This window comes from Allobosea sp. 05T422_2, assembly GCF_056396265.1.
Genome location: NZ_JBFTLD010000011.1, coordinates 22,721 through 46,897, shown reverse-complemented (window position 1 = coordinate 46,897; position 24,177 = coordinate 22,721). Strand labels below are relative to the sequence as shown.

The 24,177-nt window shown below is 66.3% G+C and carries 29 protein-coding genes; 14 read left to right on the top strand and 15 right to left on the bottom strand.

Annotated features, from left to right (window positions below; translation table 11 throughout):
- Positions 1-97 precede the first annotated feature (97 nt).
- Together AC1DJT_RS03895 and AC1DJT_RS03890 are read left to right on the top strand one after the other, a co-directional pair.
- The gene (locus AC1DJT_RS03895) at positions 98-1,813 is read left to right on the top strand and encodes an AMP-binding protein (RefSeq protein ID WP_476833562.1); all 1,716 of its coding nucleotides are present in this window, start codon (positions 98-100) and stop codon (positions 1,811-1,813) included.
- Between the two features lie 108 nt (positions 1,814-1,921).
- Positions 1,922-3,028 (top strand): sulfite oxidase, encoded by a 1,107-nt coding sequence (locus AC1DJT_RS03890; RefSeq protein WP_476768529.1) that lies wholly within the window; start codon positions 1,922-1,924, stop codon positions 3,026-3,028.
- Between the two features lie 24 nt (positions 3,029-3,052).
- Here the strand turns inward: AC1DJT_RS03890 and mtaB are convergent, their stop codons facing one another.
- Together mtaB and dapF are read right to left on the bottom strand one after the other, a co-directional pair.
- Positions 3,053-4,327, bottom strand: coding sequence for a tRNA (N(6)-L-threonylcarbamoyladenosine(37)-C(2))-methylthiotransferase MtaB (gene mtaB / locus AC1DJT_RS03885; protein ID WP_441505235.1), 1,275 nt, complete (start codon positions 4,325-4,327; stop codon positions 3,053-3,055).
- On the bottom strand, positions 4,327-5,211 hold the full coding sequence (dapF, locus tag AC1DJT_RS03880) for a diaminopimelate epimerase (protein ID WP_441489449.1): 885 nt from the start codon (positions 5,209-5,211) through the stop codon (positions 4,327-4,329). The genes mtaB and dapF overlap by 1 nt, the downstream gene beginning before the upstream one ends.
- A gap of 217 nt (positions 5,212-5,428) precedes the next feature.
- On the opposite strand from dapF, the gene AC1DJT_RS03875 reads away from it, so the two are divergent.
- Positions 5,429-6,277 (top strand): GyrI-like domain-containing protein, encoded by an 849-nt coding sequence (locus AC1DJT_RS03875; protein WP_476833561.1) that lies wholly within the window; start codon positions 5,429-5,431, stop codon positions 6,275-6,277.
- 75 nt (positions 6,278-6,352) lie between these two features.
- On the opposite strand, the gene AC1DJT_RS03870 is transcribed toward AC1DJT_RS03875, so the two are convergent.
- The 5 genes from AC1DJT_RS03870 to AC1DJT_RS03850 form a co-directional block, all read right to left on the bottom strand.
- Positions 6,353-7,411 carry an MBL fold metallo-hydrolase gene (locus AC1DJT_RS03870; protein WP_441489447.1) on the bottom strand — a complete coding sequence of 353 codons (1,059 nt, stop codon included), beginning with the start codon at positions 7,409-7,411 and terminating at the stop codon, positions 6,353-6,355.
- Positions 7,412-7,498: 87 nt separating this feature from the next.
- Positions 7,499-8,101, bottom strand: coding sequence for a class I SAM-dependent methyltransferase (locus AC1DJT_RS03865; protein WP_476768531.1), 603 nt, complete (start codon positions 8,099-8,101; stop codon positions 7,499-7,501).
- A 17-nt stretch (positions 8,102-8,118) separates the two neighbouring features.
- Positions 8,119-8,745, bottom strand: a complete 627-nt coding sequence (locus AC1DJT_RS03860) for a LysE family translocator (protein ID WP_476833560.1) — start codon at positions 8,743-8,745, stop codon at positions 8,119-8,121.
- A gap of 108 nt (positions 8,746-8,853) precedes the next feature.
- A complete protein-coding gene (locus AC1DJT_RS03855) occupies positions 8,854-9,288 on the bottom strand; it encodes a hypothetical protein (protein ID WP_441505239.1) in 435 nt (144 codons plus the stop codon).
- Positions 9,289-9,323: 35 nt separating this feature from the next.
- Positions 9,324-9,923 carry a CAP domain-containing protein gene (locus AC1DJT_RS03850; protein WP_476833559.1) on the bottom strand — a complete coding sequence of 200 codons (600 nt, stop codon included), beginning with the start codon at positions 9,921-9,923 and terminating at the stop codon, positions 9,324-9,326.
- A 294-nt stretch (positions 9,924-10,217) separates the two neighbouring features.
- Here AC1DJT_RS03850 and ffh point away from each other — a divergent pair, with 294 nt between their 5' ends.
- From ffh to trmD, 6 genes are all read left to right on the top strand, one after another.
- Positions 10,218-11,792: a signal recognition particle protein gene (ffh, locus tag AC1DJT_RS03845; protein ID WP_476833558.1), complete on the top strand. Its 1,575-nt coding sequence runs from the start codon at positions 10,218-10,220 to the stop codon at positions 11,790-11,792.
- Positions 11,789-12,322, top strand: a complete 534-nt coding sequence (locus tag AC1DJT_RS03840) for a GNAT family N-acetyltransferase (protein ID WP_441489441.1) — start codon at positions 11,789-11,791, stop codon at positions 12,320-12,322. Before ffh ends, AC1DJT_RS03840 begins: the two co-directional genes overlap by 4 nt.
- Before the next feature lie 12 nt (positions 12,323-12,334).
- A complete protein-coding gene (gene rpsP / locus AC1DJT_RS03835) occupies positions 12,335-12,694 on the top strand; it encodes a 30S ribosomal protein S16 (protein ID WP_043233545.1) in 360 nt (119 codons plus the stop codon).
- Between the two features lie 112 nt (positions 12,695-12,806).
- The gene (gene rimM / locus AC1DJT_RS03830; protein WP_476833557.1) at positions 12,807-13,331 is read left to right on the top strand and encodes a ribosome maturation factor RimM; all 525 of its coding nucleotides are present in this window, start codon (positions 12,807-12,809) and stop codon (positions 13,329-13,331) included.
- Complete coding sequence (locus AC1DJT_RS03825; RefSeq protein WP_441505242.1) at positions 13,315-13,998, top strand: HAD family hydrolase; 684 nt, start codon at positions 13,315-13,317, stop codon at positions 13,996-13,998. Before rimM ends, AC1DJT_RS03825 begins: the two co-directional genes overlap by 17 nt.
- Complete coding sequence (gene trmD / locus AC1DJT_RS03820) at positions 13,995-14,693, top strand: tRNA (guanosine(37)-N1)-methyltransferase TrmD (RefSeq protein WP_476833556.1); 699 nt, start codon at positions 13,995-13,997, stop codon at positions 14,691-14,693. Before AC1DJT_RS03825 ends, trmD begins: the two co-directional genes overlap by 4 nt.
- On the opposite strand, the gene AC1DJT_RS03815 is transcribed toward trmD, so the two are convergent.
- Together AC1DJT_RS03815 and AC1DJT_RS03810 are read right to left on the bottom strand one after the other, a co-directional pair.
- Positions 14,684-15,106 carry a rhodanese-like domain-containing protein gene (locus tag AC1DJT_RS03815; RefSeq protein WP_476768537.1) on the bottom strand — a complete coding sequence of 141 codons (423 nt, stop codon included), beginning with the start codon at positions 15,104-15,106 and terminating at the stop codon, positions 14,684-14,686. The two genes, trmD and AC1DJT_RS03815, sit on opposite strands and share 10 nt — an antisense overlap.
- Before the next feature lie 51 nt (positions 15,107-15,157).
- The gene (locus AC1DJT_RS03810; RefSeq protein ID WP_069879692.1) at positions 15,158-16,360 is read right to left on the bottom strand and encodes a pyridoxal phosphate-dependent aminotransferase; all 1,203 of its coding nucleotides are present in this window, start codon (positions 16,358-16,360) and stop codon (positions 15,158-15,160) included.
- Between the two features lie 249 nt (positions 16,361-16,609).
- Here AC1DJT_RS03810 and AC1DJT_RS03805 point away from each other — a divergent pair, with 249 nt between their 5' ends.
- Positions 16,610-17,422 (top strand): transglutaminase-like domain-containing protein, encoded by an 813-nt coding sequence (locus AC1DJT_RS03805; RefSeq protein WP_476833555.1) that lies wholly within the window; start codon positions 16,610-16,612, stop codon positions 17,420-17,422.
- A 17-nt stretch (positions 17,423-17,439) separates the two neighbouring features.
- On the opposite strand, the gene AC1DJT_RS03800 is transcribed toward AC1DJT_RS03805, so the two are convergent.
- The 5 genes from AC1DJT_RS03800 to AC1DJT_RS03780 all read right to left on the bottom strand — a co-directional run bounded on the left by AC1DJT_RS03800 (position 17,440) and on the right by AC1DJT_RS03780 (position 18,923).
- Positions 17,440-17,640, bottom strand: coding sequence for a hypothetical protein (locus AC1DJT_RS03800; RefSeq protein WP_441505245.1), 201 nt, complete (start codon positions 17,638-17,640; stop codon positions 17,440-17,442).
- A 73-nt stretch (positions 17,641-17,713) separates the two neighbouring features.
- Positions 17,714-17,848 carry a hypothetical protein gene (locus AC1DJT_RS03795; protein WP_476833554.1) on the bottom strand — a complete coding sequence of 45 codons (135 nt, stop codon included), beginning with the start codon at positions 17,846-17,848 and terminating at the stop codon, positions 17,714-17,716.
- Positions 17,849-18,047: 199 nt separating this feature from the next.
- Positions 18,048-18,359, bottom strand: coding sequence for a hypothetical protein (locus AC1DJT_RS03790; protein WP_476768539.1), 312 nt, complete (start codon positions 18,357-18,359; stop codon positions 18,048-18,050).
- A gap of 137 nt (positions 18,360-18,496) precedes the next feature.
- Positions 18,497-18,727: a hypothetical protein gene (locus AC1DJT_RS03785; protein WP_441489434.1), complete on the bottom strand. Its 231-nt coding sequence runs from the start codon at positions 18,725-18,727 to the stop codon at positions 18,497-18,499.
- Between the two features lie 10 nt (positions 18,728-18,737).
- The gene (locus AC1DJT_RS03780; RefSeq protein ID WP_441489433.1) at positions 18,738-18,923 is read right to left on the bottom strand and encodes a hypothetical protein; all 186 of its coding nucleotides are present in this window, start codon (positions 18,921-18,923) and stop codon (positions 18,738-18,740) included.
- Positions 18,924-19,056: 133 nt separating this feature from the next.
- On the opposite strand from AC1DJT_RS03780, the gene AC1DJT_RS03775 reads away from it, so the two are divergent.
- Positions 19,057-19,536, top strand: a complete 480-nt coding sequence (locus tag AC1DJT_RS03775) for a YaiI/YqxD family protein (RefSeq protein ID WP_441489432.1) — start codon at positions 19,057-19,059, stop codon at positions 19,534-19,536.
- Positions 19,537-19,596: 60 nt separating this feature from the next.
- Here the strand turns inward: AC1DJT_RS03775 and AC1DJT_RS03770 are convergent, their stop codons facing one another.
- Positions 19,597-20,409, bottom strand: a complete 813-nt coding sequence (locus AC1DJT_RS03770) for a crotonase/enoyl-CoA hydratase family protein (RefSeq protein ID WP_476768541.1) — start codon at positions 20,407-20,409, stop codon at positions 19,597-19,599.
- Between the two features lie 141 nt (positions 20,410-20,550).
- Between AC1DJT_RS03770 and AC1DJT_RS03765 the strand changes: the two genes are divergently transcribed.
- The 3 genes from AC1DJT_RS03765 to AC1DJT_RS03755 all read left to right on the top strand — a co-directional run bounded on the left by AC1DJT_RS03765 (position 20,551) and on the right by AC1DJT_RS03755 (position 24,176).
- Positions 20,551-21,525, top strand: a complete 975-nt coding sequence (locus tag AC1DJT_RS03765) for a Bug family tripartite tricarboxylate transporter substrate binding protein (RefSeq protein ID WP_476833553.1) — start codon at positions 20,551-20,553, stop codon at positions 21,523-21,525.
- 163 nt (positions 21,526-21,688) lie between these two features.
- Positions 21,689-22,993 carry an NAD(P)H-dependent oxidoreductase gene (locus AC1DJT_RS03760; RefSeq protein WP_476768543.1) on the top strand — a complete coding sequence of 435 codons (1,305 nt, stop codon included), beginning with the start codon at positions 21,689-21,691 and terminating at the stop codon, positions 22,991-22,993.
- A gap of 49 nt (positions 22,994-23,042) precedes the next feature.
- Complete coding sequence (locus AC1DJT_RS03755; protein WP_476833552.1) at positions 23,043-24,176, top strand: PQQ-dependent sugar dehydrogenase; 1,134 nt, start codon at positions 23,043-23,045, stop codon at positions 24,174-24,176.
- Position 24,177 lies beyond the last annotated feature (1 nt).

Sequence of the window (24,177 nt, the reverse complement as noted above, 5' to 3'; positions counted from 1 at the left end):
GCTTGCGCCCGCCGCTTTCGTTCCGCACTGTATGGTTACAACAAGGCAGAAACGCTCGCGTGAGTGGGAAAATGCCTGCGAGACGGGAGGAGCGACGATGAAGGTGACGAGCGCCGCACAGGCAGCAGCGGATCCGCGGCCCTGGCTGGCGCATTATCCGCCGGCGGTTCCGCCGGTGATCGATCAGGCCAAGGTCGGAACGCTCGCAGATCTGATCAGCCATGCCGTCACGACCTATGCCGCGCGCCCGGCCTTCGAGAGCTTCGGCAAGGCGATCAGTTTTGCGGAGGTCGGGAAAGCCGCCCGCGCCTTCACTGCCTGGCTGCAGGCCCGCGGCTTCAAGAAGGGCGACCGCATCGCGTTGATGATGCCCAACATCCTGGCCAATCCGGCCGCGATCTTCGGAACGCTGCTCGGCGGCTACACGGTGGTGAACGTCAATCCGCTCTATACGGCCCGTGAGCTGACCCATCAGCTCAACGACTCGGGCGCCCGCGTGCTCGTGGTGATCGAGAATTTTGCCCATGTCGTCGAGGAGGCCCGACCGAATCTCAAGCTCGACCAGATTGTCCTGGCGACGGCCGGCGACCTGATGGGTTTCAAGGGGGCCATCGTCAATTTCGTGGCCCGCAGGATCAAGAAGGTCGTCAAGCCGTTCAACCTGCCGGGCGCGGTCCCGCTGAAGACTATTCTCGCCGGCCCATCGACGATGACACCGGTCGTCGTCCTGCCCGAGGATGTCGCCTTCCTGCAGTATACCGGCGGTACGACCGGCGTCGCCAAGGGCGCGACTCTGACCCATCACAACGTCGCGTCCAATGTCGAGCAATGCGCGCTCTGGCTGGGCTGGGGGCTCGAGCCACCGCTCGGCCGCAGCGACTACCAGCATGTCATGGTCACGGCGCTGCCGCTCTATCATATCTTCGCGCTGACCTGCTGCTGCATGTTCATGCTGCGGATCGGCGCAAAGGGGCTCCTGATCGCCAATCCACGCGATATCGCGGGCTTCATCAAGATCCTGAAAACGAGCCGCTTCACGCTCTTCTCCGGTGTCAACACGCTCTACAATGCGTTGGCCAACCATCCAGAGATCGAGAATGTCGATTTCTCGGAATTGCGTTTTKCGGTGGCGGGCGGCATGGCGACGCAAGCGGTGGTCGCCAAGCGCTGGCKGGAGGTCACCGGGCGGCCGATCGTCGAGGGCTACGGTTTGTCCGAGACCTCGCCAGTCGCCTCGGCCAACCGGCCCGACATTGCCGAGTTCACCGGCACGATCGGGTATCCGCTGCCCTCGACCGATTTCGCGATCCGGGATGTCGACGGCAATGACATGCCGATGGGCGAGCCGGGCGAGGTCTGCATCCGCGGCCCGCAGGTCATGCGCGGCTATTGGCAGCGACCGGACGAGACCGCGAAGGTGATGACCCCGGACGGCTATTTCCGCTCGGGCGATATTGGTGTTCTGTTGCCCGACGGGCAGATCAAGATCGTCGACCGGATGAAGGACATGGTGCTGGTCTCCGGCTTTAACGTCTATCCTAATGAGGTCGAGGACGTCCTCGCCACCCATCCGGGCGTGCTCGAATCTGCCGTCATCGGCCTGCCCGACGAGCATTCCGGTGAGGCGGTGACGGCTTTCGTGGTCAAGAGGGACGCCAGCCTGACAGCCGACGAGTTGCGCAGCTTCTGCAAGGACAATCTCACCGGCTACAAGGTGCCGAAGCAGATCATCTTCCGTGACAGCCTGCCGAAGACCAATGTCGGCAAGGTGCTGCGCCGCGCCCTGCGCGAGGAGGTCACGGCCAAGGGCTGAACGGCACGACTTGATCGAGCGGGTGGGTTTGACTAGCGTTTGCACGGAATCCGGTGGCCGTGATCGTGCAGCGCCGACCGTCCCGCCCGCTCGGAACAAGGCAGCTATTTGCCCCGTCGACTCATCGAACTGCCGCTGCTGCGCCGCCTCAAGCCCGGGCTCTATGTCCATGACGAGGAGGCGCTGAATGCCGAGCCGGCGATCGGGCTGCTCGATACTCCGATCACACCGGTCGATGCTTTCTTCATTCGCAACAATGGCGCCTTGCCTGAGATTGCTGCCCCTGAAGCATGGACGCTGACGCTCGACGGGGAGGTCGAGCGGCCGGCGACCTGGACGCTTCAGGAACTTCAGCGCGAGTTCGAGACCGTCACTGTCACCGCCGTGCTCGAATGCGCCGGCAACGGGCGCGTGCAGTTCTCGCCCAGGACCGATGGGTTGCAATGGCGGCTCGGCGCGGTGGGCTGCGCGCGCTGGACCGGGGTTCGGCTCAAGGACCTGCTGGCTCATGCGGGTTTGCTGCCCAGCGCTGTCTATGCGGCGCATTACAGCCCCGACCGTGCGATCAAGGACGAAACCAAGGACGCGCTCTCGCGTGGCCTGCCGATCGCCAAGGCGATGAGCGATGAGACGCTTGTCGCCTTCGCGATGAATGACGAGCCGTTGCCGCGTCTGCATGGCGGACCGCTGCGCATTGTCGCGCCCGGCTTTCCGGGCTCTGCCTGGCAGAAATGGCTGGACCGGATCACCATCCGCCCTCGCGAGCATGACGGCGAGAAAATGCGGGGCACCGATTATCGCATGCCGGTCGTGCCGATGCGCCCGGGTGAAGCGATAGACGAAAGCCTGTTCGCCGTGCTCACCGACATGCCTGTGAAGTCGCTGGTCACGGCGCCCCTTGAGGGCTTCACGGCTGTGGCCGGAACGCCATTCGCGGTTCGCGGCTTTGCCTGGAGCGGAGCGGTCCCGATAGCGGCGATGGACCTATCGTCGGATGGCGGCAAAACCTGGTGCGACGTCGCACTCGAGCCGGCGGAAGGCGCATTCGCCTGGCGCCGTTTCCAGACGATGCTGACTATTGCCGTGGCGGGGCCGGTGACGATCATGGCTCGCGCGCGGGATGTCGAAGGCCGGGTTCAGCCACTCGAGACGCCCTGGAATCCGCGCGGGTACTGCAACAATCAGGTCCACCGCGTAGCCGGAATGGTGCACTGATCGCGCCGTTCTGCGCCTTCGCCGTCAGGCTGCCAGCAGGGCATTGCCACTGGCGCCGGTGGCGCAGGCTTCGACGATCTCTCCGGCCGCCACATCGCGCGCGAAACGGAGCAGCGTGAAATCCTCGGCGCGGCCCGTATTGCCGCGTTCCGTCAGCACGCTGAGCGGCCGGCCGATACGGGCCTGCAGATGGCGCGCATGGGCGGCCTGTGCCGCGGCGCGCAGGCGTGCGGCCCGGTCGCTGACGATCTCGCCGGGCAGTTGCGGCATCCGGGCGGCCGGGGTGCCGGGCCGGGCCGAATAGGGGAAGGCGTGAACATAGCTCAGGCCGCATTCGTCGATCAGCGAGAGCGAGCGGGCGAACATCGCCTCATCCTCGGTCGGAAATCCGGCAATGAGATCGGCGCCGAAGACGATGTCGGGGCGCAGCGCCCGCATCTCCGCGCAAAACCGGACGGCGTCTTCGCGGCAATGGCGCCGCTTCATCCGCTTCAGGATGAGGTCGTCGCCGGCCTGGAGCGAGAGATGCAGATGCGGCATCAGCCGCGGTTCGGTCGCAATGGCCTGGCGCAACGCATCGTCGACCTCGACCGCGTCGATCGAGGAGAGGCGCAGGCGCGGCAGGGCGGGCAGGGCGCGCAGGATGGTCTGCACGAGTTCGCCGAGCGTCGGGAGCTCCGGCAGGTCCCGGCCATAGCTCGTCAGGTCGACGCCGGTCAGCACGATTTCGCGGGCGCCATTCTCAACCAGCTTGCGGCACTGGCCGAGGACCGCTGCGACGCCGAGCGAGCGTGAATTGCCCCGGCCATAAGGAATGACACAGAAGGTGCAGCGATGGTCGCAGCCGTTCTGGACCTGAACGAAGGCGCGGGTATGGGCTGCAAAGGCGTTGGGCGACAGCGTCTGCAGCGTGGTCTCGCGCATGATGTCGGAGACGGTCGTCTTGTCCTCGGGATTGACCTCGGCGTCCGAGGCCAGGCTGTTCGAACGGGCGAGCGATATCCAGGTCTCGGCCCGCATCTTTTCGGCGTTGCCGAGGACGCGCGCGGTCTCCGGCATCGCCGCGAAGACGCCGGATTCGACCTGCGCGCCGCATCCGGTCACGATGACGGGCCTGTCAGGCTGTTCGCGCTTGAGACGCCGGACGGCCTGGCGTGCTTGCCGCATGGCCTCCGTCGTCACGGCACAGGAGTTGACGATCGCGACGTTGCCAAGGCCGGCTGCCTCCGCCTGCGTCCTGATTGCCTCGCTCTCGACGATATTGAGGCGACAGCCGAAGGTGACGACTTCGAGCGTCATCAAGCCGCGCTTTCGAACAGCGCCGGCTCGAGCACGCCCTCCCACTCGAACGCGACTGGGCCGGTCATCAGGACATGGTCGTCGCTTGCGCGCCATTCGATGATGAGATCGCCGCCCGGCAAGCTGACCACCGCCTTGCGCGCCGACAGTTCGCGCCGCACGGCGGCGACGAGCGCGGCACACGCGCCGGAGCCGCAAGCCTGGGTGATGCCGGCCCCGCGTTCCCAGACGCGCAGCACGATATGATCGGGAGCCTTCACCGCGGCCAACTCGATATTGGCCCGATCAGGGAAGATCGGGTGGTTTTCGAGCAACGGGCCGATCTGCTCCAGGTTGAAGGCGTAGGGATCGTCCACAAAGAAGACGGCGTGGGGGTTGCCCATATTGACCGCGCAAGGCGTGTGCAGGATCGGCTCGTCGATCGGCCCGATCTGCAGCTCGAAGCGGCTGGTATCGTGGAACGGATCTGCCAGCGGGATCTCGTCCCAGGCCAGCTTCGGTCGGCCCATGTCGACGGTGAAGACGAGATCGTCGATGCGCGAGGCGGGGAGCAGTCCCGACTTGGTTTCCAGCATCAGCTCGCTCCGGTTGCTGTCACCCATCCGGGGATCGGCCAGCATGGCCCAGGCGACGCAGCGCGTGCCATTGCCGCAAGCGCCGGCTTCCGAGCCGTCCGTGTTGTAGATGCGGATGAAGGCATCCGTGCCGGGCGTGCGCGCATCGTGCAGCACCATTAATTGGTCGAAATGCGCGCGCGGCTCCGCGGCGATGGCACGCGCCTCCGCTTCGCTGACTTTCAGCCTGGTGCCGCGCAGGTCGAGCACGGTGATCTGGTTGCCGAGCCCGTTCATTTTCAGGAACCGGCGATGCGCCAATGCGTTCATTTGGTCACAGGTCCAACAAAGAGCGGCTATATGAGGGAGCTGACGCGAAAAAGCCACCCTTCCAGCCGTTCCTGCGCGCTCACGGACATTCTATGCTGCGGCGCAAGGGCGCGAATCGCTCCTCTCTGTCAGGGCTAAGATGATGCGGCATTTCCGGGTTGGAATTCTGGCTGTCGCAGGCGTCGCCGCCGGCTCCCTCGCCATCGCACAAACCCGGGTGGCTCCGCCCACKCCGGTGGAGGCTGCTCCCCTTGCGCCGCCGCCGGGCGCCGCATCGCCGAGCCCGGCTCCGGTCCAGGCGGTGCCCGTGCAGGCGCCGGCACAGGCCCCGGCAGACAGCCTGACGCCCCCGCCCGTGCCGCTGCCGGCGCCGCCCGTGACGCCGCCGCCATCGGCGGGCCAGCCTGCGCCGAGTGGGCCGATCCCGCAGGGCGCTGCGCCGCCACCTCCCGCGCCGCCTCCGCCTCCGGTTCCTGCCCCGGCCACGCCGGAGGCGCCGCCCGCTCCGCCGCTTCCCGCTCCTCCGGTCGCACCGCAGCAGCGGCAGTCGACCGTTGTGCCCGATCCGAACGCGACGCTCGCGGGTAAACCGGGCGACCCGAGCGATGTCGACGAGGTGCAACTGGTGCCCAAGCCGGTGCTCGCGATCTCCGGCCAGTCGAGCTGGGATCAGGGCTTCCAGCGTTTGGTCGAGAGTTTCCGCATCCTGCGCGAACAGGCCTCGCGATCGGGGCTTTCGGTTGCAGGCCGGCCGCTGACGCTCTTCATCGAGACGGACGATAACGGCTTCCGCTTCGAGGCGATGCTGCCTGTCGACCGGGCGCCGGACGGTGCGGCGCCGCTCGCCAATGGCGTGCGGTCGAGCACGAGCCCGGCCGGGCTCTCGCTGCGCTTCGTGCATACAGCGCCCTATGACGACATCGATTCCACCTATGAGACGATCACGGCCTATCTCGAGGCCAAGAACATCAAGGTGAAGGACGCCTTCCTCGAGGAATATGTCACCGATCTCAAGGACCCGGGCGATCCGAACCTCGAGATCAACGTCTACGTGCAACCGCAATAGGCTTTGGCTTTAGCGAGCGCCTTGCTTCGGCCGGCAGCTCTCAGCCGGTCGCGATGTGCCGCCAGCAGATCGTCCTCAGGCGTTCCAGCTCAGTCCGGGGCGCATCGGCCGAAAGCGCTCCTCGGGCAGGTTCGCTTGCGCAAGGGCGAGCTTCAGGGCTTCGGGCGGACGCTCGATGCCTTCGTCGGTCAGTTGGAATGTGCCCCAGTGGTGTCCGAGCGCCTGCTCGGCGCGTAGCGAGAGCATGACCCTGACGGCTTCTTCCGGATTCATGTGGTTGTCGCCCATGAACCAGCGCGGCTCGTAAGCGCCGATCGGCAGCACGGCCAGGCGGAACGGGCCATGCTCGGCACCGAGCCGCTCGTAGAGCGAGCCATCGTGATAGCCGGTATCGCCGATATGGAAGACCTTGCCCAGTGGGGTTTCGATGACGAAGGAGCACCAGAGCGCCATGCGGCGGTCGAGCGCGCCGCGCGCCGACCAGTGATAGGTCGGAACCAATGTCGCGGAGACGGCGTCGGACAGGGCGACCTTCGCTTTCCAGTCATAGGCCTCGGCGTGGATGGCGGGATTGCGGGCGCGGATGATCGTGTCGTTGCCGAGCGGCATGATCATCCGCGGCTTGTCGCGCCGGTGGAGCGCGTCGAGTGCCGCGAGGTCGAGATGGTCGTAATGATTATGCGTGATCAGCACGACATCGATCTTCGGCAGGTCGTCGAAGGCGACGCCCGGAGCGTTCACGCGTCGTGGGCCAGCGAAGGAGAAGGGGCTGGCGCGCTCGGAATAGACCGGGTCGACCAGCACATTGAGCCCGGCGATCTGGTAGAGGAACGAGGCGTGGCCGAGATGGACGATGCGCAGGCCCTCGACACGCGCAGGTGGCTTGTCCTGCGTCGGGGCCGGGTAATGCGCCGGAAAGGCCTCACGCTCGCGCTTCGAGGTCTGCCATCTCAGGACGTCGAGCAGGCCCTTGTTGACCGGCCGGCCATCGGTGAAGCGCAGTCCGTCGAAATTCTCGCTGACCGGCCCTTGGTAATAGGGGTTGCGCGAGCGTGAGAATGCGGCCCAGGCCATGCCAGTCGAGCTGAGCAAAGCGGAGACACCGAGAAGCGAGAGGAGTTTGCGGCGGTTCATGGCGGGAGAAGTGGGGCCTGTTGCGGCGGGGTCAAGCCCTGCGATCCTGCCCCGGAAAGAGGGCCCCGCCCACAGGAAACCGCATCGTCACGGCATCTTGAACGCTGTGACATGCAGCCAATCGGTGGGCTCGCGGTCATAGCCGCTCCCGATTTCCTCGACGATGTCGAGCCTGGACCAGCGCCCAGTGCCGTACGCGCCGCGCAGCCATTCGGGCGACGGGTAGTTGAAATAGCGGCCGAAGCGATCGCGGCCGTCCTGCTCTCCAGCCTTGAAGCTGGCATAGAAGACGCCGCCAGGTTTCAGYGCGGCATGCACGCGTGCGATCATGGCAGGCAGGGCCGCACGGGGGACGTGGAGCAGGCAGGCATTGGCCCAGATTCCGTCAAAGGCCTCATGCTCGGCGAGGTCCTCGAACAGGAGGACAGCCACCGGACGACCGAGGCGGCGCTCTGCCTGTGCCGCGAGTTCTGGAGAGCCATCGGTCGGCAAGACGTCGAAGCCCTGCGCCAGCAACGCCTCGCTGTCCTGTCCGGCGCCGCATCCAAGTTCGAGCACGCGTCCGCCGGGCGGCAGCAGCGACATGAAGCCCTGAAGCTTCGCGCGGCTCGCCTCCTGGCCGCGCGACGCATAGGCTTCGGCCTCGCTCGCGTAGAAATCGAGCGTGTGGCTGTCCTTGCCGTCGCGCATGCTGGCTCTGCCCATTGTCAGTGGTTGCCCGAGCGCATCGCCACGGTCGCGATGCCGGCACCGATCAGGAGCGTTCCGCCGGCCTTGTTGAACAGGCCGATCGCACGCGGATTGCTGACCACCKAACGGGCACGCGAGGCGATCAGCGCGTAGCCCAATGCATTGGCGAAGKCGAGCGTGATGAAGGTTGCCTCGAAGATCAGCATCTGTGTCCAGAAATCGGCCTTGGCGTCGAGAAACTGCGGCAGGAAGGCGACGAAGAAGGTGATGCTCTTCGGGTTGAGAGCTGTCACCAGCCAGGCATGGCCGAGCATCTTCAAGGCCGAGGCAGCATCCTTGCGGGGTTCGGCATTCAGGCTCCCGCCGGCGCGGAAGAGTTTCACGCCGAGATAGACGAGATAGGCTGCGCCAACCCATTTCAGCGCGGTGAACACAGTCGCCGAGGCTGCCAGCAAAACGCCGACCCCGAGCATCGAGAGCGTCATTGCGGTGAAATCGCCGAGCGCGACGCCGACTGCCATCGGGAAGGCGGTGCGCCAGCCCTGGCCCAGGGCATAGGACATCACGAGCAGGATCGTAGGGCCCGGGATAACGAGCAGGACGGCGGTTGCGGCCGCGAAGGCGGCCCAGGCTTCGAAGGTCATGGCGAGGCTCCCGAGGTTGCAGCCCGAGCAATCCCGAGGCGCGAGACTTTGTAAAGAGGCCGCCGCAGCCTCAACCGCCGCGGCCGCTACGAGGCGCGTAATGCGGCCTCAGCGACGAGCGCTCGAGATGAATTTGCACATCGCCGCGCGGGTGCCGCCTTCCTCCGCGATCTGTCCCGGCTGCACGGTGAAGACGATGTCGACCCGCGTACCCTTGCCGCTCGGGCGTGCGGTCACGCGAAGCGTTTGCGGGCGGCCGGATCCGGTCACTTCCTGGAGGGCGGAAATCGTGCCGAGTGATTTGTCGACCTGGATGCCGTCGAAGCCGTCGGCCGCCACGGCCCTGGCAAGCGCGGGCAGCACCACGGCCGGCGCCCGGTTGGGGATGAGATCCCAGGTCCGGTAGGTGAGGGCGGTGAGCATCGGAACACCGGCCGATTTGAAGTTGCTGGCGCAGGGTTGGGCCTGAGCTTGAGCCTGGGACAGGCCGACAAACAGGGAGGCTGCCGCAAGGGCGATCAATTTCGGCGCAGCGTAAGGCATCTCGCAATCCGTATTCAAAAGGGGGGACGCGACAACTACCGCCCTGCAATCTGCCTGTCACCTTCAGCGCGAACCCTGCGTAAACTTTCCACCGGAACGAGCGGCCCGGCATCTACCGTCCTACGGGGCTGCGGATCAGCTGCGACAACCAGGGCCCAATAGGCGCGGTACTGAGTGCGTGGGTCCTTTGCCAGCGCAATGCCGAAGCGCGTCGCCTCGGGCATGCGCAAATTCGCGTCATGTCCCGACGATTGACGCCACCCCGCAAAAGCCTCCTCGGTTGAATAGTAGCCGCCTCCCAGATTCTCGGCTGCACGGCCCGTATTCAGCCCGGCCGCATGCACGCGGGCCGTGAAGTTGCCGCCGACATCGTGCGAGAGCGCGTTGCCGGCGACCATCGCGTCGGCCTGGCGCTGGGCMATCGCCGTCAACGCGGGGTCGAGCCGCACGGGGCCGAGGCCGAGACTGGCGCGGTAGTTGTTCAGGATTCGCGCTGCTGCGGCGCGGTCGACCTGTACCGCGGCCAGCTTCTCGGCGGATTTCGGATTGATGGGGCCCGTGCGCAGTGGTTCGGTGGCGCAGCCAGCAGCCAGGAGGGCGGTGGCGAGAAGGGCGGCAGCGGCGGTTCGGGTCATGCGATCAGGACGATTCTGTTGTTGATCGGGTCAGATCAGCTAGCGGTCAATCGCGGCGAGATTGCCACCATGCGTCCGCAATCTTGACTTTCGCCACATTCTGACGCTTTAACCCCAGCATTCGTTTCGCCGACATCGACGAGACCGCATCCGCCGACCGGGCCGCTCGCATGAGCCATGAGAGCCCGGAGGTCAACGCCCGACAGCGCGTCTGCGCCCTCGGGCGCGAAACCGCTTGGGGGTGATGTCCGTTCTGTTGGATGAAAGAGCCGTACAAAACCGACAAGGGGCCGCATGTTCGGCACATTGAGCGACAGACTCTCCGGCATCCTCTCGGGCCTGACCCGCAGGGGCTCGCTGACCGAGGACGACGTCAACGCAGCCCTGCGCGAGGTTCGCCGCGCGCTGCTGGAGGCGGATGTCGCGCTCGAGGTCGTGCGCAGTTTCACCGACAAGGTACGTGAGCRCGCGGTCGGCGCCGAGGTTCTGAAATCGGTCACGCCCGGCCAGCAGGTCATCAAGATCGTCAACGACGTCCTGATCGACACCCTTGGCGGCGAGGGCGAAGGCATCACGCTCGATTCGGTGCCGCCGGTGCCGATCCTGATGGTCGGCCTGCAGGGCTCGGGCAAGACGACCTCGACCGCCAAGATCGCCAAGCGCCTTAGCGACCGGCACAAGAAGCGGGTGCTGATGGCCTCGCTCGACACGCGCCGCCCCGCTGCCATGGAGCAGTTGGCTATCCTCGGCCAGCAGGTCGGTGTTGATACGCTGCCCATCGTCGCCGGCCAGTCGGCCGTCCAGATCGCGCGCCGCGCGATCGAGGCCGGCAAGCTCGGCGGTTTCGATGTCGTCATGCTCGACACCGCCGGTCGCGTCACGCTCGACGAGGCGCTGATGGCGGAAGTCGCCGATGTGAAGGCTGCGACGAACCCGCATGAGGTGCTGCTCGTCGCCGACGCGCTGACCGGCCAGGACGCGGTCAATACGGCGCGTGCCTTCGACGCGCGCGTTGGGCTCACCGGCATCGTGCTGACCCGTATGGATGGCGATTCGCGCGGTGGCGCGGCGCTCTCGATGCGCGCCGTCACCGGTAAGCCGATCAAGCTGGTCGGCACGGGCGAAAAGACCGATGCCCTCGAGGATTTCCATCCCTCGCGGGTCGCCAATCGTATCCTCGGCATGGGCGACATCGTTTCGCTCGTCGAGAAGGCGGCCGAGACGATCGATGCCGAGCAGGCGCAGGCCGTCGCCCAGCGTATGGCAAAGGGCAATTTCGATCTCTCCGACATGCGCACGCAGTTGCAGCAGATGGAGAAGATGGGCGGGCTCGGCGGCATCATGGGTATGCTGCCCGGGATGAAGCAGGCTCAGAGCCAGCTCGCCAGTTCTGGCGTGGGCGACCAGATGTTCAAGCGCATGATCGCGGCGATCGACTCGATGACGCCGGCCGAACGCAAGAACCCCGACCTTCTCAAGAACAGCCGCAAGAAGCGCATCGCGGCAGGGTCAGGTACCTCGGCAGAGTCGATCAACAAGTTGCTCAAGATGCATCGCGGTATGGCCGACGCAATGAAGGCGATGTCGAAGCAGAAGGGCGGCATGCTCGGCAAGCTTGGCCAGATGTTCGGCATGGGCGGCGGCGGATTGCCGCCGGGCATGCCTGATCCGTCCAAGATGGACCCGGCCCAGCTCGCGGATCTGCAGAAGCAGCTCGGCGCTGGCGGCGGGCTGCCTTCGCTGCCGCCGGGCGGTTTCCCCGGCCTGCCCAAGGGCGTGACGCCGCCCGCCGGCATGATGCCGAAACTGCCCGGATTGGGCGGCCTGCCTGGTCTCGGCGGCAATCCGTTCGGCGGGAAGAAGAAGTGATCCCCGTCCTCGAGACCGAGCGCCTGGTGATGCGCGGCTGGGCCAAGGGCGATTTCGATCGCGTGGCCGCGTTCCTGGGCGACGAGCAGCTGACCCGTTTCGTCGGTGGCGCCAGCGGGCGCGAGGATTCGTGGCGTCGCTTTGCCAGCATGGCTGGCCATTGGTCCCTGCTGGGTTTCGGTCTCTGGGCCCTCGAGGCCAAGGAAGACAGCCGGCTCGTCGGCTGGTGTGGGCTGCTCTCGCCGGAAGGCTGGCCCGAGCCGGAGATCGGCTGGAGCCTTTTCGCCGGTGAGCATGGGCGCGGCTACGCGACCGAAGCTGCTCTGCGCGCCCGTGACTATGCCTATCGTGACTTGGGTTGGACGACGCTGATGAGCTTCATCCACCCCGACAATCGACCCTCGATCCAGGTTGCCGAGCGTCTCGGCGCCAGATTCGAGAAACCCTTCGTGATCCGTGGCTGGGAGGTCGGCATCTACCGGCACCCGGCTGCCGAGCCTGCGAAACAGAAGCCTGCAAACCTGAACTGACTGGAGATTATCATGTCCCTGAAGATCCGCCTCACCCGCGGCGGCGCCAAGAAGCGCCCCTATTACCGCATCGTCGTCGCCGACGCCCGTTCGCCGCGCGATGGCCGCTTCATCGAGAAGATCGGCGCCTATGATCCGATGAAGGCGAAGGATTCGCCGGAGCGCGTCGTGCTCGACCTCGAGAAGGCCAAGGCCTGGCTCGCCAAGGGCGCCCAGCCGACCGATCGCGTCCTGCGTTTCCTCGACGCTGCTGGCCTGCTGAAGCGTCCGGCCCGCAACAACCCGGCGAAGGCCGTTCCCGGCGAGAAGGCCAAGGAGCGCGCCGAGAAGAAGGCCGAGAAGGCCGCTGCTCCGGCTGAAGCTGCTGAGTGAACCTTTTGAGACGCGGCCGCCTTTCGGGGCGGCCGCGCCGATTTCTTCCTTTACTCCTTGGTGATTATGGGTTCCGGGCTGCTCGCTTCGCGGTGACCCGGAATGGCGTTTGATGGCTGATAACGAACTCGTCCCGCTCGGCATCGTCGGGGCGCCGCATGGCGTCAAAGGCGAGGTGCGGATCAAGGCCTTCACGGCCGATCCGCTCGATATCGCGGCCTAYGGCGCGCTGATCGACGATCACGGCCGCCGTTTCGAAATCGCGGAGATCAGGCCCGCCAAGGAAGTGGTCATTGCCCGCCTGAAGGGCGTGACCAGCCGCGAGGCGGCCGAAACCCTGACTGGGCTCAAGCTCCATACCKAGCGAGCAAACCTGCCGCCGGCCGATGATGAGGACGAGTTCCTCCAGGCCGATCTGGTCGGCTGTTCCGTGGTCGGGCCGCAAGGCGAGCCTCTCGGCGAGGTCACGTCCGTCGACAATTATGGCGCCGGCGACCTGCTTGACATCCGCACTCCGGATGGCCGCTCCGTGCTGATGCCGTTCACCAAGGCCTTCACACCCCGAATCGACATCGCGGCGCGACGGATCGAAGCGGACCCTCCGGCCGGATTGTTCGAGGATGTCGATGACAAGTGAAACCTCGATCCGCGCCCTGATCTTCGACATGGATGGCACCATCGTCGACAACATGCGCTTCCACGATGATGCCTGGGAGGCGTGGCACAAGACCGAGAACCTCGCCTTCGACCGGGCAAGCTTCTTCAGCCGCACCGCTGGCAAGGCCAATCTCGAAATCCTTTCTGCCTATTTCCCGGAGGCTGAGGATGCTGAGCTCGAAGCGCGCGGGCTGCGCAAGGAAGAGCTCTATCGCGCGGCCTATCGCCCCCATGTCGCGGCGTTGTCTGGTCTGCTCGCTCTGATGGCGCGCGCCGAGACTGCCGGGATTCCGATGGCGGTCGCTTCCGCTGCGCCGCCGGCCAATATCGACCTCGTGCTCGATACGCTTGGTCTGCGCTCGCGCTTCGCCACGATCGTCTCGCCATCGCAGGGGTTTCGGGGCAAGCCGCATCCCGACATGTTCCTGGCGGCCGCCGAGCGCATGGGCGTGGCTCCCGAAAGCTGCCTCGTCTTCGAGGACGCGCCGCTGGGCGTCGAGGCCGCGAAGCGTGCCGGCATGCGGGCCGTCGCGATCCTGACGATGCTCGAGGCGGGGGCCTTCTCCGGCTTCGACAATGTCATCGGCAGTGCCAGGGATTTCGCAGCGCTGGACGGGCATCCGTCGCTGCGCTTTGCTTCGGCATGAGCTTTCGCGCCTCGATCCTGACCCTCTATCCCGAGATGTTTCCCGGCCCGCTCGGTGCTTCCCTGGCGGGGGAGGGATTGCGCAAGGGATTGTGGCAGCTCGATACCCACCAGATCCGCGACCACGGCATCGGCCGTCATCGCAATGTCGACGACAACCCGGCTGGCGGCGGTGCTGGCATGGTGCTGCGCTGCGACGTGCTGGCAGCTGCGATCGATGCGGCGGTTCCGGTCGACGATCCAAGACCGCGCCTGCTGATGTCCCCGCGCGGGCGCAGGCTGGATCAGCGCCAGGTCCGCGATTGGGTGGCCGGCGATGGCGTCGTCATCGTCTGCGGGCGCTTCGAGGGCGTGGATGAACGGGTGATCGAGGGGCGCGGCCTGACCGAGGTCTCGATCGGCGACTACATCCTCTCCGGCGGCGAGATGGCGGCGATGGTGCTGCTGGATGCTTGCGTGCGCCTGATTCCCGGCGTGATGGGCAAGGAAGCCTCCGGTTCGGAGGAGAGTTTCGAGAACGGCCTGCTCGAATATCCGCACTATACGCGCCMGCGCGAGTGGGAGGGCAGGGGGCTGCCMGAGGCGCTGCTGTCGGGAGACCACGCTCGCATCGCCCGCTGGCGGCGCGAGCAGGCTGAGGCGATCACGCGCGAAAGGCGGCCGGACCTGCTTTCGGGCCGCAGATCTCAGGGATAGGCCGTCACCGGCAACTGCTCGGCCAGCCAACCCTTGTCGCCGGGATTGCCGAGCAGGCCGCCGCGGACATCGACAATGTCACGCCAGCCGCGGCCGGCGAGCTTGCGCTGCAGCGAGCTGCTGCGGTTTCCAGTACGGCAGATCAGCGCGATGGTCTTGCCGGGATTCTCGAGCCGTAGCGCGGCAAGCCACGCCTCGAAGGCGCTGGCCTCCATATCCAACCTGATGGCGCCGACCGGCACGCCGGTATCGGCCCATTCCTCTGGTGTCCGGATATCGACGAGAATCAGCGTGCCGGCCTTGGCTCCGTCATAGGCCTGCCGCACGGAGAGCGACGGAGGCCCAGATTGCGCCACGGCCGCCCCCGCGAGGAGCGGGGCGGCCGTCAGGATCAGAAAGGAGCGGCGGTTCATGCCGCAAGCGCTAGCCGAGTGGCGCGCCCGCGGCAATTCACGATCGCTGGCTCAGCGCAGCTCGGCGCAGAAGCGCTGGATGCGGCGGCAGGCTTCTTCCAGCTTCTCGTCCGAGGTGGCGTAGGAGATGCGGAAATTGGGCCCAAGGCCGAAGGAGGAGCCGTGGACGGCCGCGACGGCTTCCGTCTCGAGCAGGCCCATGACGAGGTCTTCGTCGGTCTCGATCACCTTGCCGTTCGGCAGCTTCTTGCCAATCAGCGCCGAGCAATCGGGATAGACGTAGAACGCGCCTTCCGGCGTCGGGCACTTGAGGCCGCGCGTCTGGTTCAGCATCGAGACCACGAGATCGCGGCGACGCTCGAAGGCCTTCCGGAAGACCGGAATGTGCTCCTGCGTACCGTCGAGCGCCTCGACCGCCGCCCATTGCGAAATCGCCGAGGTGCCGGAGGTCTGCTGGCCCTGGACGAGGTCCATGGCGTTCATCAGATGCTGCGGGCCGGCAGCGTAGCCGATGCGCCAGCCGGTCATGGCGTAGGATTTCGAGACGCCGTTCATGGTCAGCGTGCGCTCGTAGAGACCGGGTTCGACCTGAGCGGGCGTGACGAACTGGAAGTCGCCATAGACCAGGTGCTCGTACATGTCGTCGGTCAGCACCCAGACATGAGGATGGCGCATCAGGACATCCGTGAGCTTCTTCATCTCGGCATGGCTATAGGCGGCGCCCGACGGGTTCGAAGGCGAGTTCAGGATGACCCACTTGGTCCTGGGGGTGATCGCTTTCTCGAGATCCTCCGGCTGGAGCTTGAACTCGTTCTCGATGCGGGTCTCGGCGAAGGTCGGCGTGCCGCCGCAGAGCGCAACCATCTCGGGATAGCTGACCCAGTAGGGCGAGATGCAGACGACCTCGTCGCCGGGGTTCAGGGTGGCGAGGAGCGCGTTGTAGATGACATGCTTGCCGCCGGTGGAGACGATCGTCTGGCTCGGCTTGTAGTCGAGGCCGTTCTCGCGCTTCAGCTTGCGGGTAATCGCCTCGCGCAGCTGCGGAATGCCGGAGACCGGCGTGTACTTCGTCTCGCCGCGCCTGATCGCGGCGATGGCGGCTTCCTTGATATTATCGGGCGTGTCGAAGTCCGGCTCGCCGACCGAAAGCGAGATCACGTCCTTGCCCTGGGCTTTCAGATCGCGCGCCTTCTGCGTGATGGTGATGGTCGCGGACGGCTTCACGCGCTTCAGGGCATCGGCAAGAAAGGCCATGATCGATCTCCGGCGGAGCTTTCGGATAGCGCCACATGGCGCGCGCGTGGTTTAGGGCGCGCGTGCCGGCACCGCAAGCAAGAGTGCGTCATGGCTGGCAGCAGCAATGTGAATGATGCGCCTCGCACGGGCTGGCGAGGGAGGGCCACGCCCATCAGTGCCATCCCGGCCCGAAAGGTGCATGGTGCCGGACGCCCCTTTGGGGGCGCAACCAGTGACCAGCGCGGAGTGTCGCGCAGAAGGCATCACGTGAAACTCAGGATCGGCTACGAGCTCGATTACGACTTTCCGCAACCAACCCCCATGATCCTGATGCTGCATGTGCATTTCAGCCGGGTGTCCGAGCTGGACGAGCCTGACCACATGCGCCTGGATCCACCGGTCCGCGTCAGCGCTTATCGCGACGGTTTCGGCAATTGGTGCAGCCGGCTGGTGGCGCCGCAAGGGCGCGTGCGAATCTCGGCCGATGCCGTGATCAACGACAGCGGACTGCCTGAAACGCTCCGCCACKACGCAGGGCAGGTCCCGGTCGAGCTGTTGCCGGAGGAGTGCCTGGTCTTTCTGCTCGCCAGTCGCTTCTGCGACAGCGACCGCTTGCTCGATCTGGCCTGGCAGCTCTTCGGCCATGTGCTGCCGGGCGCGCCGCGTGTGCAGGCGATCTGCGACTTCGTGCACCAGCGCATCGCCTTCGACTACAATGATGCGAGCGTGACGCGGACGGCGTCGGAGGCCTATCGCGAGGGGCGTGGCGTTTGCCGCGACTATGCGCATCTCGCGATCGCGTTCTGCCGGGCGATGAACATCCCGGCGCGTTATTGCACGTGCTATCTCGGCGACGTCGGCACGCCTCCCCCGTTTCCGCCGGGCGATTTCGCAGCGTCCTTCGAGGCTTACCTGAGCAGTGGCTGGGAGATGTTCGACCCGCGCAATAACGTGCCGCGGATCGGCCGGGTGCTGATCGCGCGCGGCCGCGACGCGGCTGATGTCGCCATCACGACCACCTTCGGGCCGAACACGCTGGTCGGTTTCAGGGTCTGGACCGACGAAGTCATCGAGGCCTGACGAGCAGGTCCCCGGAGCTATTCGTCGAAGAGCCGGGCTGCGCCCTGCTTCTTCGCCCGGACGGGCTTCTGCTGAGGCAGCTCCTGTGCCGCTGCCTCAGCACTGCTGGAGCCAGCCGCCAGTGCCCCGGCCTTGGCTGATGCGGGCTGAGCGGAGGCTGCCGACGGCGCAGTGAGTTTCGCCGCCGCCTCCGGTTCGATCGTCCTGAAGCGTATCATCTGTGTCCTGTCGGCGGTGCGTTGCGGTCGGGAAAAGCCGGCGCTGCGAGGCAGGGCAGCGGCTGCCGGCGCCTCACTTCTTCTTTTGCGGAGCCGCGGCCTTTGCGACCACGGCAGCGAAGGTCGAAGGGGCCGCTGCCGAGACCTTCGGCTTGTCCTTCTTCGGCTTCTTGGCTTCGMGGTTGCCGCGTTGTTCACCCTTTGCCATCGTCTCATTCCTCGCTTCGAGGGGCGCGGGCTGCGCCCCTTCTCAGGTCAACGGGCAGATCGGCAGTCCTGGTCGGATACCGACATACTCGGAGTGGTTGCGCGAAAGCGGCGCTGTGCAGTGAAACTCGTGCTGTCTTCGGTCATTCTGCGGCCGGCTTTCGGCTGCCGCGGTCGGCCCGGGCGGTAGCCGGACTCTGTCACATCGAAGCAGAGTTCGAGCCTAGGCCAGCGCCGGCCGAAGTGCACGCGGTTTCTCGGGATATCTCGCGTCGCCCGGTTGATGCCTGGGCGACATCATCATGCGCCTCCGCCATGCGCCGGCGCCGCGTAATCGTTGCGACGCTTCCCGTGCTCCAGCGCGGACGGCCCCAGCAGGGAAAGCCGCGACGATTCAGCCGCCGGGCGATATCGCCGGGATCGTCGATGCCGACCTCGACGAGTTGATCGATCAGCGCCCCGGCTGCTGCAAGGAAGATGGCGTAGAGTTCCCTTTCAAGTCGCCGGTCCATCGGCCGTTGCAGGTTCTTTCGGTAGGCCGCTTCAACGGTCGAGATGTGGTCCCAAAGGGAATGGCCGGTGTCATGAAGCAAGCGGCCGGGCTTGCGCCCGGCCGAAGCAGATACGGCATCGTCAGACTGGATCAGGATCAGCGTACTCCCATGCCAAAGCTGGGCTCGACCGCGTTGGGCGAGAGCATCACCGCGTTGGGATGGCCGCCCTCGAACATGGCGAAGCGGACCGCATCCTTCTTCTCGCGAAAAATGCCTTCAGACTGGCCTTCGAGGTCGCGGGCGACCCAGAAACCGTGCTTCGACTGCCCGACAAGGAAGAGATGGCTCGCTCCTTCGAGCGGCTGGACCGGCGTGGAYTGTCCCATGTCGCAGCGCTCAATTCGGCAGGAACAGCCAGGCGCGCAGGCCGATGAAGCCGGCGGCCGCGAGCGCAAAGCAGGCCAGTGCAGCAAGCTCTGCCGCGAGCAGGCCGGTCGCCGGCCGCTTCTTCGCCACGGTGCGATAGACCGCGCGGGCGCGGCGCTGGTGAGAGGTATGGGCGTAGGCGGTATCAGTCGTCATCTCGACCTCCATCGATGGTCGAGATGTAGGTCCGCTCCCGCTAAGCTTGCGATGTGGAAGACGCGCTGCCGCATAAGGCCGGCATAAAGCCGTCCTTGCATGCCCTGCCGTTCCCTGCGATGCGCTGACCCCCATGGAACCAAGCCCCAGCACCATCGCGATCTATGTCGATGCCGACGCCTGTCCGGTGAAGCCGGAGGTGTATCGCGTGGCCGAGCGGCATGGGCTCAAGGTCTTCGTTGTCGCCAACAGCTTCATGATGGTGCCGCGGGAGAGCTGGATCGAACGGGTGATCGTATCCGACGGGTTCGATGCTGCCGATAACTGGATTGCCGAGCGGGTGGCGCGCGGTGCGATCGTCATCACCTCCGACATCCCGCTTGCCGATCGCTGCATCAAGGCCGGAGCCGATGTCATCGGGCCGACAGGCAAACCCTTCACCGAAGCCTCGATCGGCATGGCGCTGGCGACGCGCGACATGATGGAGGATCTGCGTGCCGCCGGGGCGGTGACCGGCGGGCCGAAACCCTTCTCGCAGAAGGACCGGTCAGCCTTCCTGCAGGCACTCGACGTCGCGGTGCAGCGGCTGAAGCGGGCGGGGTTCGGCGGGTAGGGCCTGGCGACCGAGCGGAAACCGCGTGCCATTCCGGCCCGGCCGAGACAGAGGCAGCCTTCAAATATCCTCGAAGTCGCCGCCACGCCCCTTGCCGCCGGCGAAGCGTCCGGCTCCGGCCGCACCTTCCTTGACGATGGTCTCGACGGCTCCAGCCCATTCCCGCGCCAGCGCCTCGCGGACGCCGAGGCCGTGCCCGGCAATCGCGTTGTGGCGGTCGGCCAGCATGGCGCCCTGTGGGAAGCGGACGATCTGCTGCGCCATTGCCTCGGCGGCGGCGCGGGCTTCTCCGCGCGGGACCACTGTCTCGCAGAGCCCGATCCGCAGGGCTTCGTCGGCTGCGACCTTGCGCCCGGTCATGATGATCTCGAGCGCACGGCCCTGGCCGACAAGGCGGGGCAGGCGCACGGTGCCGCCGTCGATCAACGGGATACCCCAGCGCCGACAATAGACGCCGAAATAGGCGTCCTGGGCCATGATCCGGACATCGCACCAAAGTGCGAGTTCCATCCCGCCAGCGACGGCCGGGCCCTCGATGGCGGCAATCACGGGCTTGCCCATCTCCAGCCGCGAGGGGCCCATCGGGCCGCGTGGGGCCGGGCCACCGCCATGGGGAAAAGCCAGTCCATCGACGATCTCCGTGCGGAAGCGCTCCGCATCGGTGAAGGCCTGCGCATATTTCAGGTCCCAGCCGGCGCAGAAGGCGCCGCCTTCGCCCCAGAACACGATCGCGCCGGTTTCAGGATCGGCGTCGAGTTCGCGGAAGGCGGCCGTCAGCGCTTCGGCGCTGTCGGGATCCATCGCGTTGCGGGCCTCGATGCGGCTGTGGATGACGGTCGCGACCTTGCCGTCGCGTTCGATGCGGATGGTCATGGGCGGCTCGTTCCCCGTTGCTCGCTGAGCGCAGGCTACAGCCTCCCGCGGCGCCGGCACCTGCCGCTGGACGCATGGCGCCTTTGCCCGTAATTCTCGCGACAAGCCCAGTCTCCAAATCGGGCACCCCGGAGGACCTTCATGTCGCTGACCCGCCGCACCACGCTCGGCATCATTGCCGGTGCCGCCTTTGCTCCGGCCATCGTTCGGGCGCAGACGTTCCCGTCGAAGCCGATCACGCTGGTCGTTCCCTATCCGGCGGGTGGACCGACCGACGCCATTGCCCGCTTCGTCGCGCAGGATCTCTCGACCTCGATCGGCCAGAACGTGCTGGTCGACAACCGTGCCGGTGCATCGGGGGCGGTTGGCACGCGCGCCGTGGCCAAGGCGGAACCGGACGGCTACACCTTCATCTTCGGCAACAACCAGACGCATGGGAACAACATGTTCCTGCTGAAGGAGCCTGGCTACGATGCGGTGAAGGATTTTGYGCCGCTCTGCGGCGTGGGCGCCTTCGAGCACGCCTTCGTCGTCCGCAACGACCTGCCGGCCAAGACCATTGCCKAGCTGATCGCGCTGGCCAAGGCGGATCCCGACAAGCTGAACTACGGCTCCACCGGCGTCGGCTCCGGCTCGCATCTGGCGATGGAGCTGTTCATGCAGCGCACCKGCACCAAGATGACGCATGTGCCCTTCCGCGGCGCCGCGCCGCTGGTGCAGGAGATCATCGGCGGGCGCATCGACATCGCCAATTCAACGCTGCCGAGCGTGCTGGAGCAGATCAACGCCGGCAGCATGCGCGCGCTGGCTTTGGCGAGCCCGGAGCGCAATCTGCGCGCCAAGGATATCCCCACCCTGCGCGAGCAGGGGGTCAGCAATGCCGACGCCGATTCCTGGGMGGCCTTCTTCGCACCTGCCGCGGTTCCGCAACCGATCCTGGACACGCTCTCGAAGGCAGTCATGGCCTCGATCGCCAAGCCTGCCATAACCGAGGCGATCCTCAAGCTCGGTTTCACGCTGAAGGTGCGCGATCCCGCCGCGTTCAAGCCCTATCACCTCCAGGAGATCGCGACCTGGAAGCAGATCATCGCCGATGCCGGCGTGAAGCCGGAATAACCGGCGTTATCGTTCAGTCCGCCTCCGTCATTCCGGGCATGTGGCCTGGCCGCTCGAGCCCCCAATCCGTCGCATCCCATGACGGATCCGGGCTGGCGGCGTCGCTGTTGCCGGCTCGACGCGGGTGACTCTGCCCGAGATCATTGAACACCGGAGCGTCGTCATGAACCTGATGCCACTTCTCGCCACCCGTCGCGACGCAGGAAGGCCCGTACGCGTCGCACTGATCGGGGCCGGAAAGTTCGGTTCGATGTTCCTGTCGCAGGTGCCCCATATTGCGGGGCTGGAGGTCGCTGTCATTGCCGATCTCGATCCCGAGCGGGCGAAGCGCGCGTGCCGGCAGGTCGGCTGGGACGAGGCCCGCATCGAGGCGACCCGCTATGTCGCGGACGGCGCCGAGGCGGCTGCGATGGACGGTATCGAGGTCGTCATCGAGGCAACCGGCCATCCGGCCGCCGGCGCACACCATGCACTGGCGGCGATCACCGCCGGCAAGCATGTGGTGATGGTCAATGTCGAGGCTGACGTGCTGGTCGGCCCGGTGCTCGCGACCCGGGCTCGGGCCGCGGGCGTGGTCTATTCCATGGCCTATGGCGACCAGCCGGCGCTTGTCTCGGAGATGGTCGACTGGGCGCGTGCGACCGGATTCACGGTTGCGGCGGCTGGCAAGGGCACGAAATATCTGCCGGCCTACCATCAGGTCACGCCGGACGATGTCTGGACCCATTACGGGTTGACGCCCGAGGCGGCCAAGGCGGCGGGCATGAACCCGCAAATGTTCAACTCCTTCCTCGATGGAACGAAGTCGGCGATAGAGATGGCGGCGATCGCCAATGCCTGCGGGCTCGATGTGCCGGAGGCCGGCCTCGCATTCCCGCCCGTCGGCGTCGACGACCTTGCCCATGTGCTGCGGCCGAAGGCGGTCGGGGGGCAACTCGATCGCGACGGCATGGTCGAAGTGGTGTCTTCGCTCGAGCGTGACGGGCGGCCTGTGTTTCGCGACCTGCGCTGGGGCGTCTATGTCGTGCTGAAGGCGCCGAACGACTACGCCGCGGCCTGCTTCAAGCAATACGGCCTGCCGACCGATTCCACCGGCCAATATGCGGCGATGTACAAGCCGTTCCACCTGATCGGGTTGGAGCTTTCGATGTCGGTCCTCAACGCGGCCCTGCGCGGCGAGCCGACTGGCAGCACCCGCGAGTGGCGCGGAGACGCTGCTGCAGTGGCCAAGCGTGACCTCAAGGCCGGCGAGATGCTGGACGGGGAGGGCGGATACACGGTCTATGGCCGCTTGATGCCGGCGCGGGCGAGCCGCGAAGTCCGCGCCCTGCCGATCGGGCTCGCGCATGGCGTCAAGCTCAAACGGGATGTCGCGGCCGGCCAGGCCGTGACCAGCGACGACGTCGCGCTCGACGAGACCCAGGCGATCGTTTCACTTCGGCGTGAACTCGAAGCAACCGAGTGGTGATTCCGCGCGTTTTGCCTCACTGACGTTCCGCTACGACAGGGAGAGTTCCATGCGCCACAGCGTTCTTGCCGCCTGCTTCAGCGCCACGCTTTCAGCCCTGGCACTGTCGGCGACGGCCGATGCCCAGCAGCGCTTCCCATCGAGCGCGGGCGAGCTGGTCGTCGAGACGGTGGCGAGCGGTCTGGAGCATCCCTGGGGCCTCGCCTTCCTGCCTGACGGGCGCATGCTCGTGACCGAAAGGCCGGGCCGGTTGCGGCTGGTTTCCGCCGCGGGCGAGATTTCGCGGCCGATCGCGGGTGTGCCGAGCGTCATGGCACGCGGGCAGGGCGGGCTGCTCGATGTCGCGCTCGATCCGCAATTTGCCCAGAACCGGCTGCTCTATCTCTCCTTCGCGGAGCCGCGCGCCAATGGAAACGGCACCAGCGTCGCGCGCGGGCGTCTCAATGCAAGCGGCACCGCGCTCGAAGGGATGAGCGTGATCTTCCGGCAAATGCCGACGATTAACAGCAACATGCATTTCGGCTCGCGATTGGTCTTCGACCGGACGGGCGCGCTGTTCGTCACGGTGGGCGACCGCTTCAGCCAGCGGGATCAGGCGCAGAACCCGGGCAATCACCTTGGCAAGGTCCTGCGGATCAGCCCGGAGGGCAAGGCGGCGGCGGGCAATCCAAAAAAGGAGGGCTGGCAACCGGAGATCTGGTCGATCGGCCACCGCAACSTGCAGGGCGCGACGCTGCATCCAGAGACCGGGCAGCTCTGGACCGCAGAGCATGGCGCGCGCGGCGGCGACGAGATCAACACGCCGAAGGCCGGGCTCAACTATGGCTGGCCGGTGATCACCTACGGGATCGACTATTCCGGCGCGAAGATCGGTGAGGGCACATCGAAACCCGGTATGGAGCAGCCGCTGTTCTACTGGGACCCGTCGATCGCGCCGTCCGGCGCGACCTTCTATACCGGGCAAATCTGGCCGGCCTGGAAAAACTCTCTCTTCGTTGGCGCCCTTGCCGGGCAGATGCTGATCCGCCTCTCGACGCAGGGCGAGACGGTCACCGGCGAGGAGAGGCTGTTGACCACGCTCAGCGAGCGCATTCGTGACGTCAGGCAAGGCCCCGACGGTTATCTCTACCTGCTGAGCGATGATGCCAACGGCAAGATCCTGCGGGTCAGGCCGGCGCGGTGAG

What these genes read in the sequence shown, in the direction of transcription:
- AC1DJT_RS03825 (WP_441505242.1), top strand. Translation starts at nt 13,315, where the DNA reads ATGTCGATGACAAGTGAAACCTCGATCCGCGCCCTGATCTTCGACATG.
- AC1DJT_RS03815 (WP_476768537.1), bottom strand. Translation starts at nt 15,106, where the DNA reads ATGAACCGCCGCTCCTTTCTGATCCTGACGGCCGCCCCGCTCCTCGCG.
- AC1DJT_RS03775 (WP_441489432.1), top strand. Translation starts at nt 19,057, where the DNA reads ATGGAACCAAGCCCCAGCACCATCGCGATCTATGTCGATGCCGACGCC.
- AC1DJT_RS03790 (WP_476768539.1), bottom strand. Translation starts at nt 18,359, where the DNA reads ATGGACCGGCGACTTGAAAGGGAACTCTACGCCATCTTCCTTGCAGCA.
- AC1DJT_RS03760 (WP_476768543.1), top strand. Translation starts at nt 21,689, where the DNA reads ATGAACCTGATGCCACTTCTCGCCACCCGTCGCGACGCAGGAAGGCCC.
- AC1DJT_RS03870 (WP_441489447.1), bottom strand. Translation starts at nt 7,411, where the DNA reads ATGAACCGCCGCAAACTCCTCTCGCTTCTCGGTGTCTCCGCTTTGCTC.
- AC1DJT_RS03800 (WP_441505245.1), bottom strand. Translation starts at nt 17,640, where the DNA reads ATGATACGCTTCAGGACGATCGAACCGGAGGCGGCGGCGAAACTCACT.
- rpsP (WP_043233545.1), top strand. Translation starts at nt 12,335, where the DNA reads ATGTCCCTGAAGATCCGCCTCACCCGCGGCGGCGCCAAGAAGCGCCCC.
- mtaB (WP_441505235.1), bottom strand. Translation starts at nt 4,327, where the DNA reads ATGACGCTCGAAGTCGTCACCTTCGGCTGTCGCCTCAATATCGTCGAG.
- AC1DJT_RS03780 (WP_441489433.1), bottom strand. Translation starts at nt 18,923, where the DNA reads ATGACGACTGATACCGCCTACGCCCATACCTCTCACCAGCGCCGCGCC.
- dapF (WP_441489449.1), bottom strand. Translation starts at nt 5,211, where the DNA reads ATGAACGCATTGGCGCATCGCCGGTTCCTGAAAATGAACGGGCTCGGC.
- AC1DJT_RS03855 (WP_441505239.1), bottom strand. Translation starts at nt 9,288, where the DNA reads ATGCCTTACGCTGCGCCGAAATTGATCGCCCTTGCGGCAGCCTCCCTG.
- AC1DJT_RS03810 (WP_069879692.1), bottom strand. Translation starts at nt 16,360, where the DNA reads ATGGCCTTTCTTGCCGATGCCCTGAAGCGCGTGAAGCCGTCCGCGACC.
- AC1DJT_RS03770 (WP_476768541.1), bottom strand. Translation starts at nt 20,409, where the DNA reads ATGACCATCCGCATCGAACGCGACGGCAAGGTCGCGACCGTCATCCAC.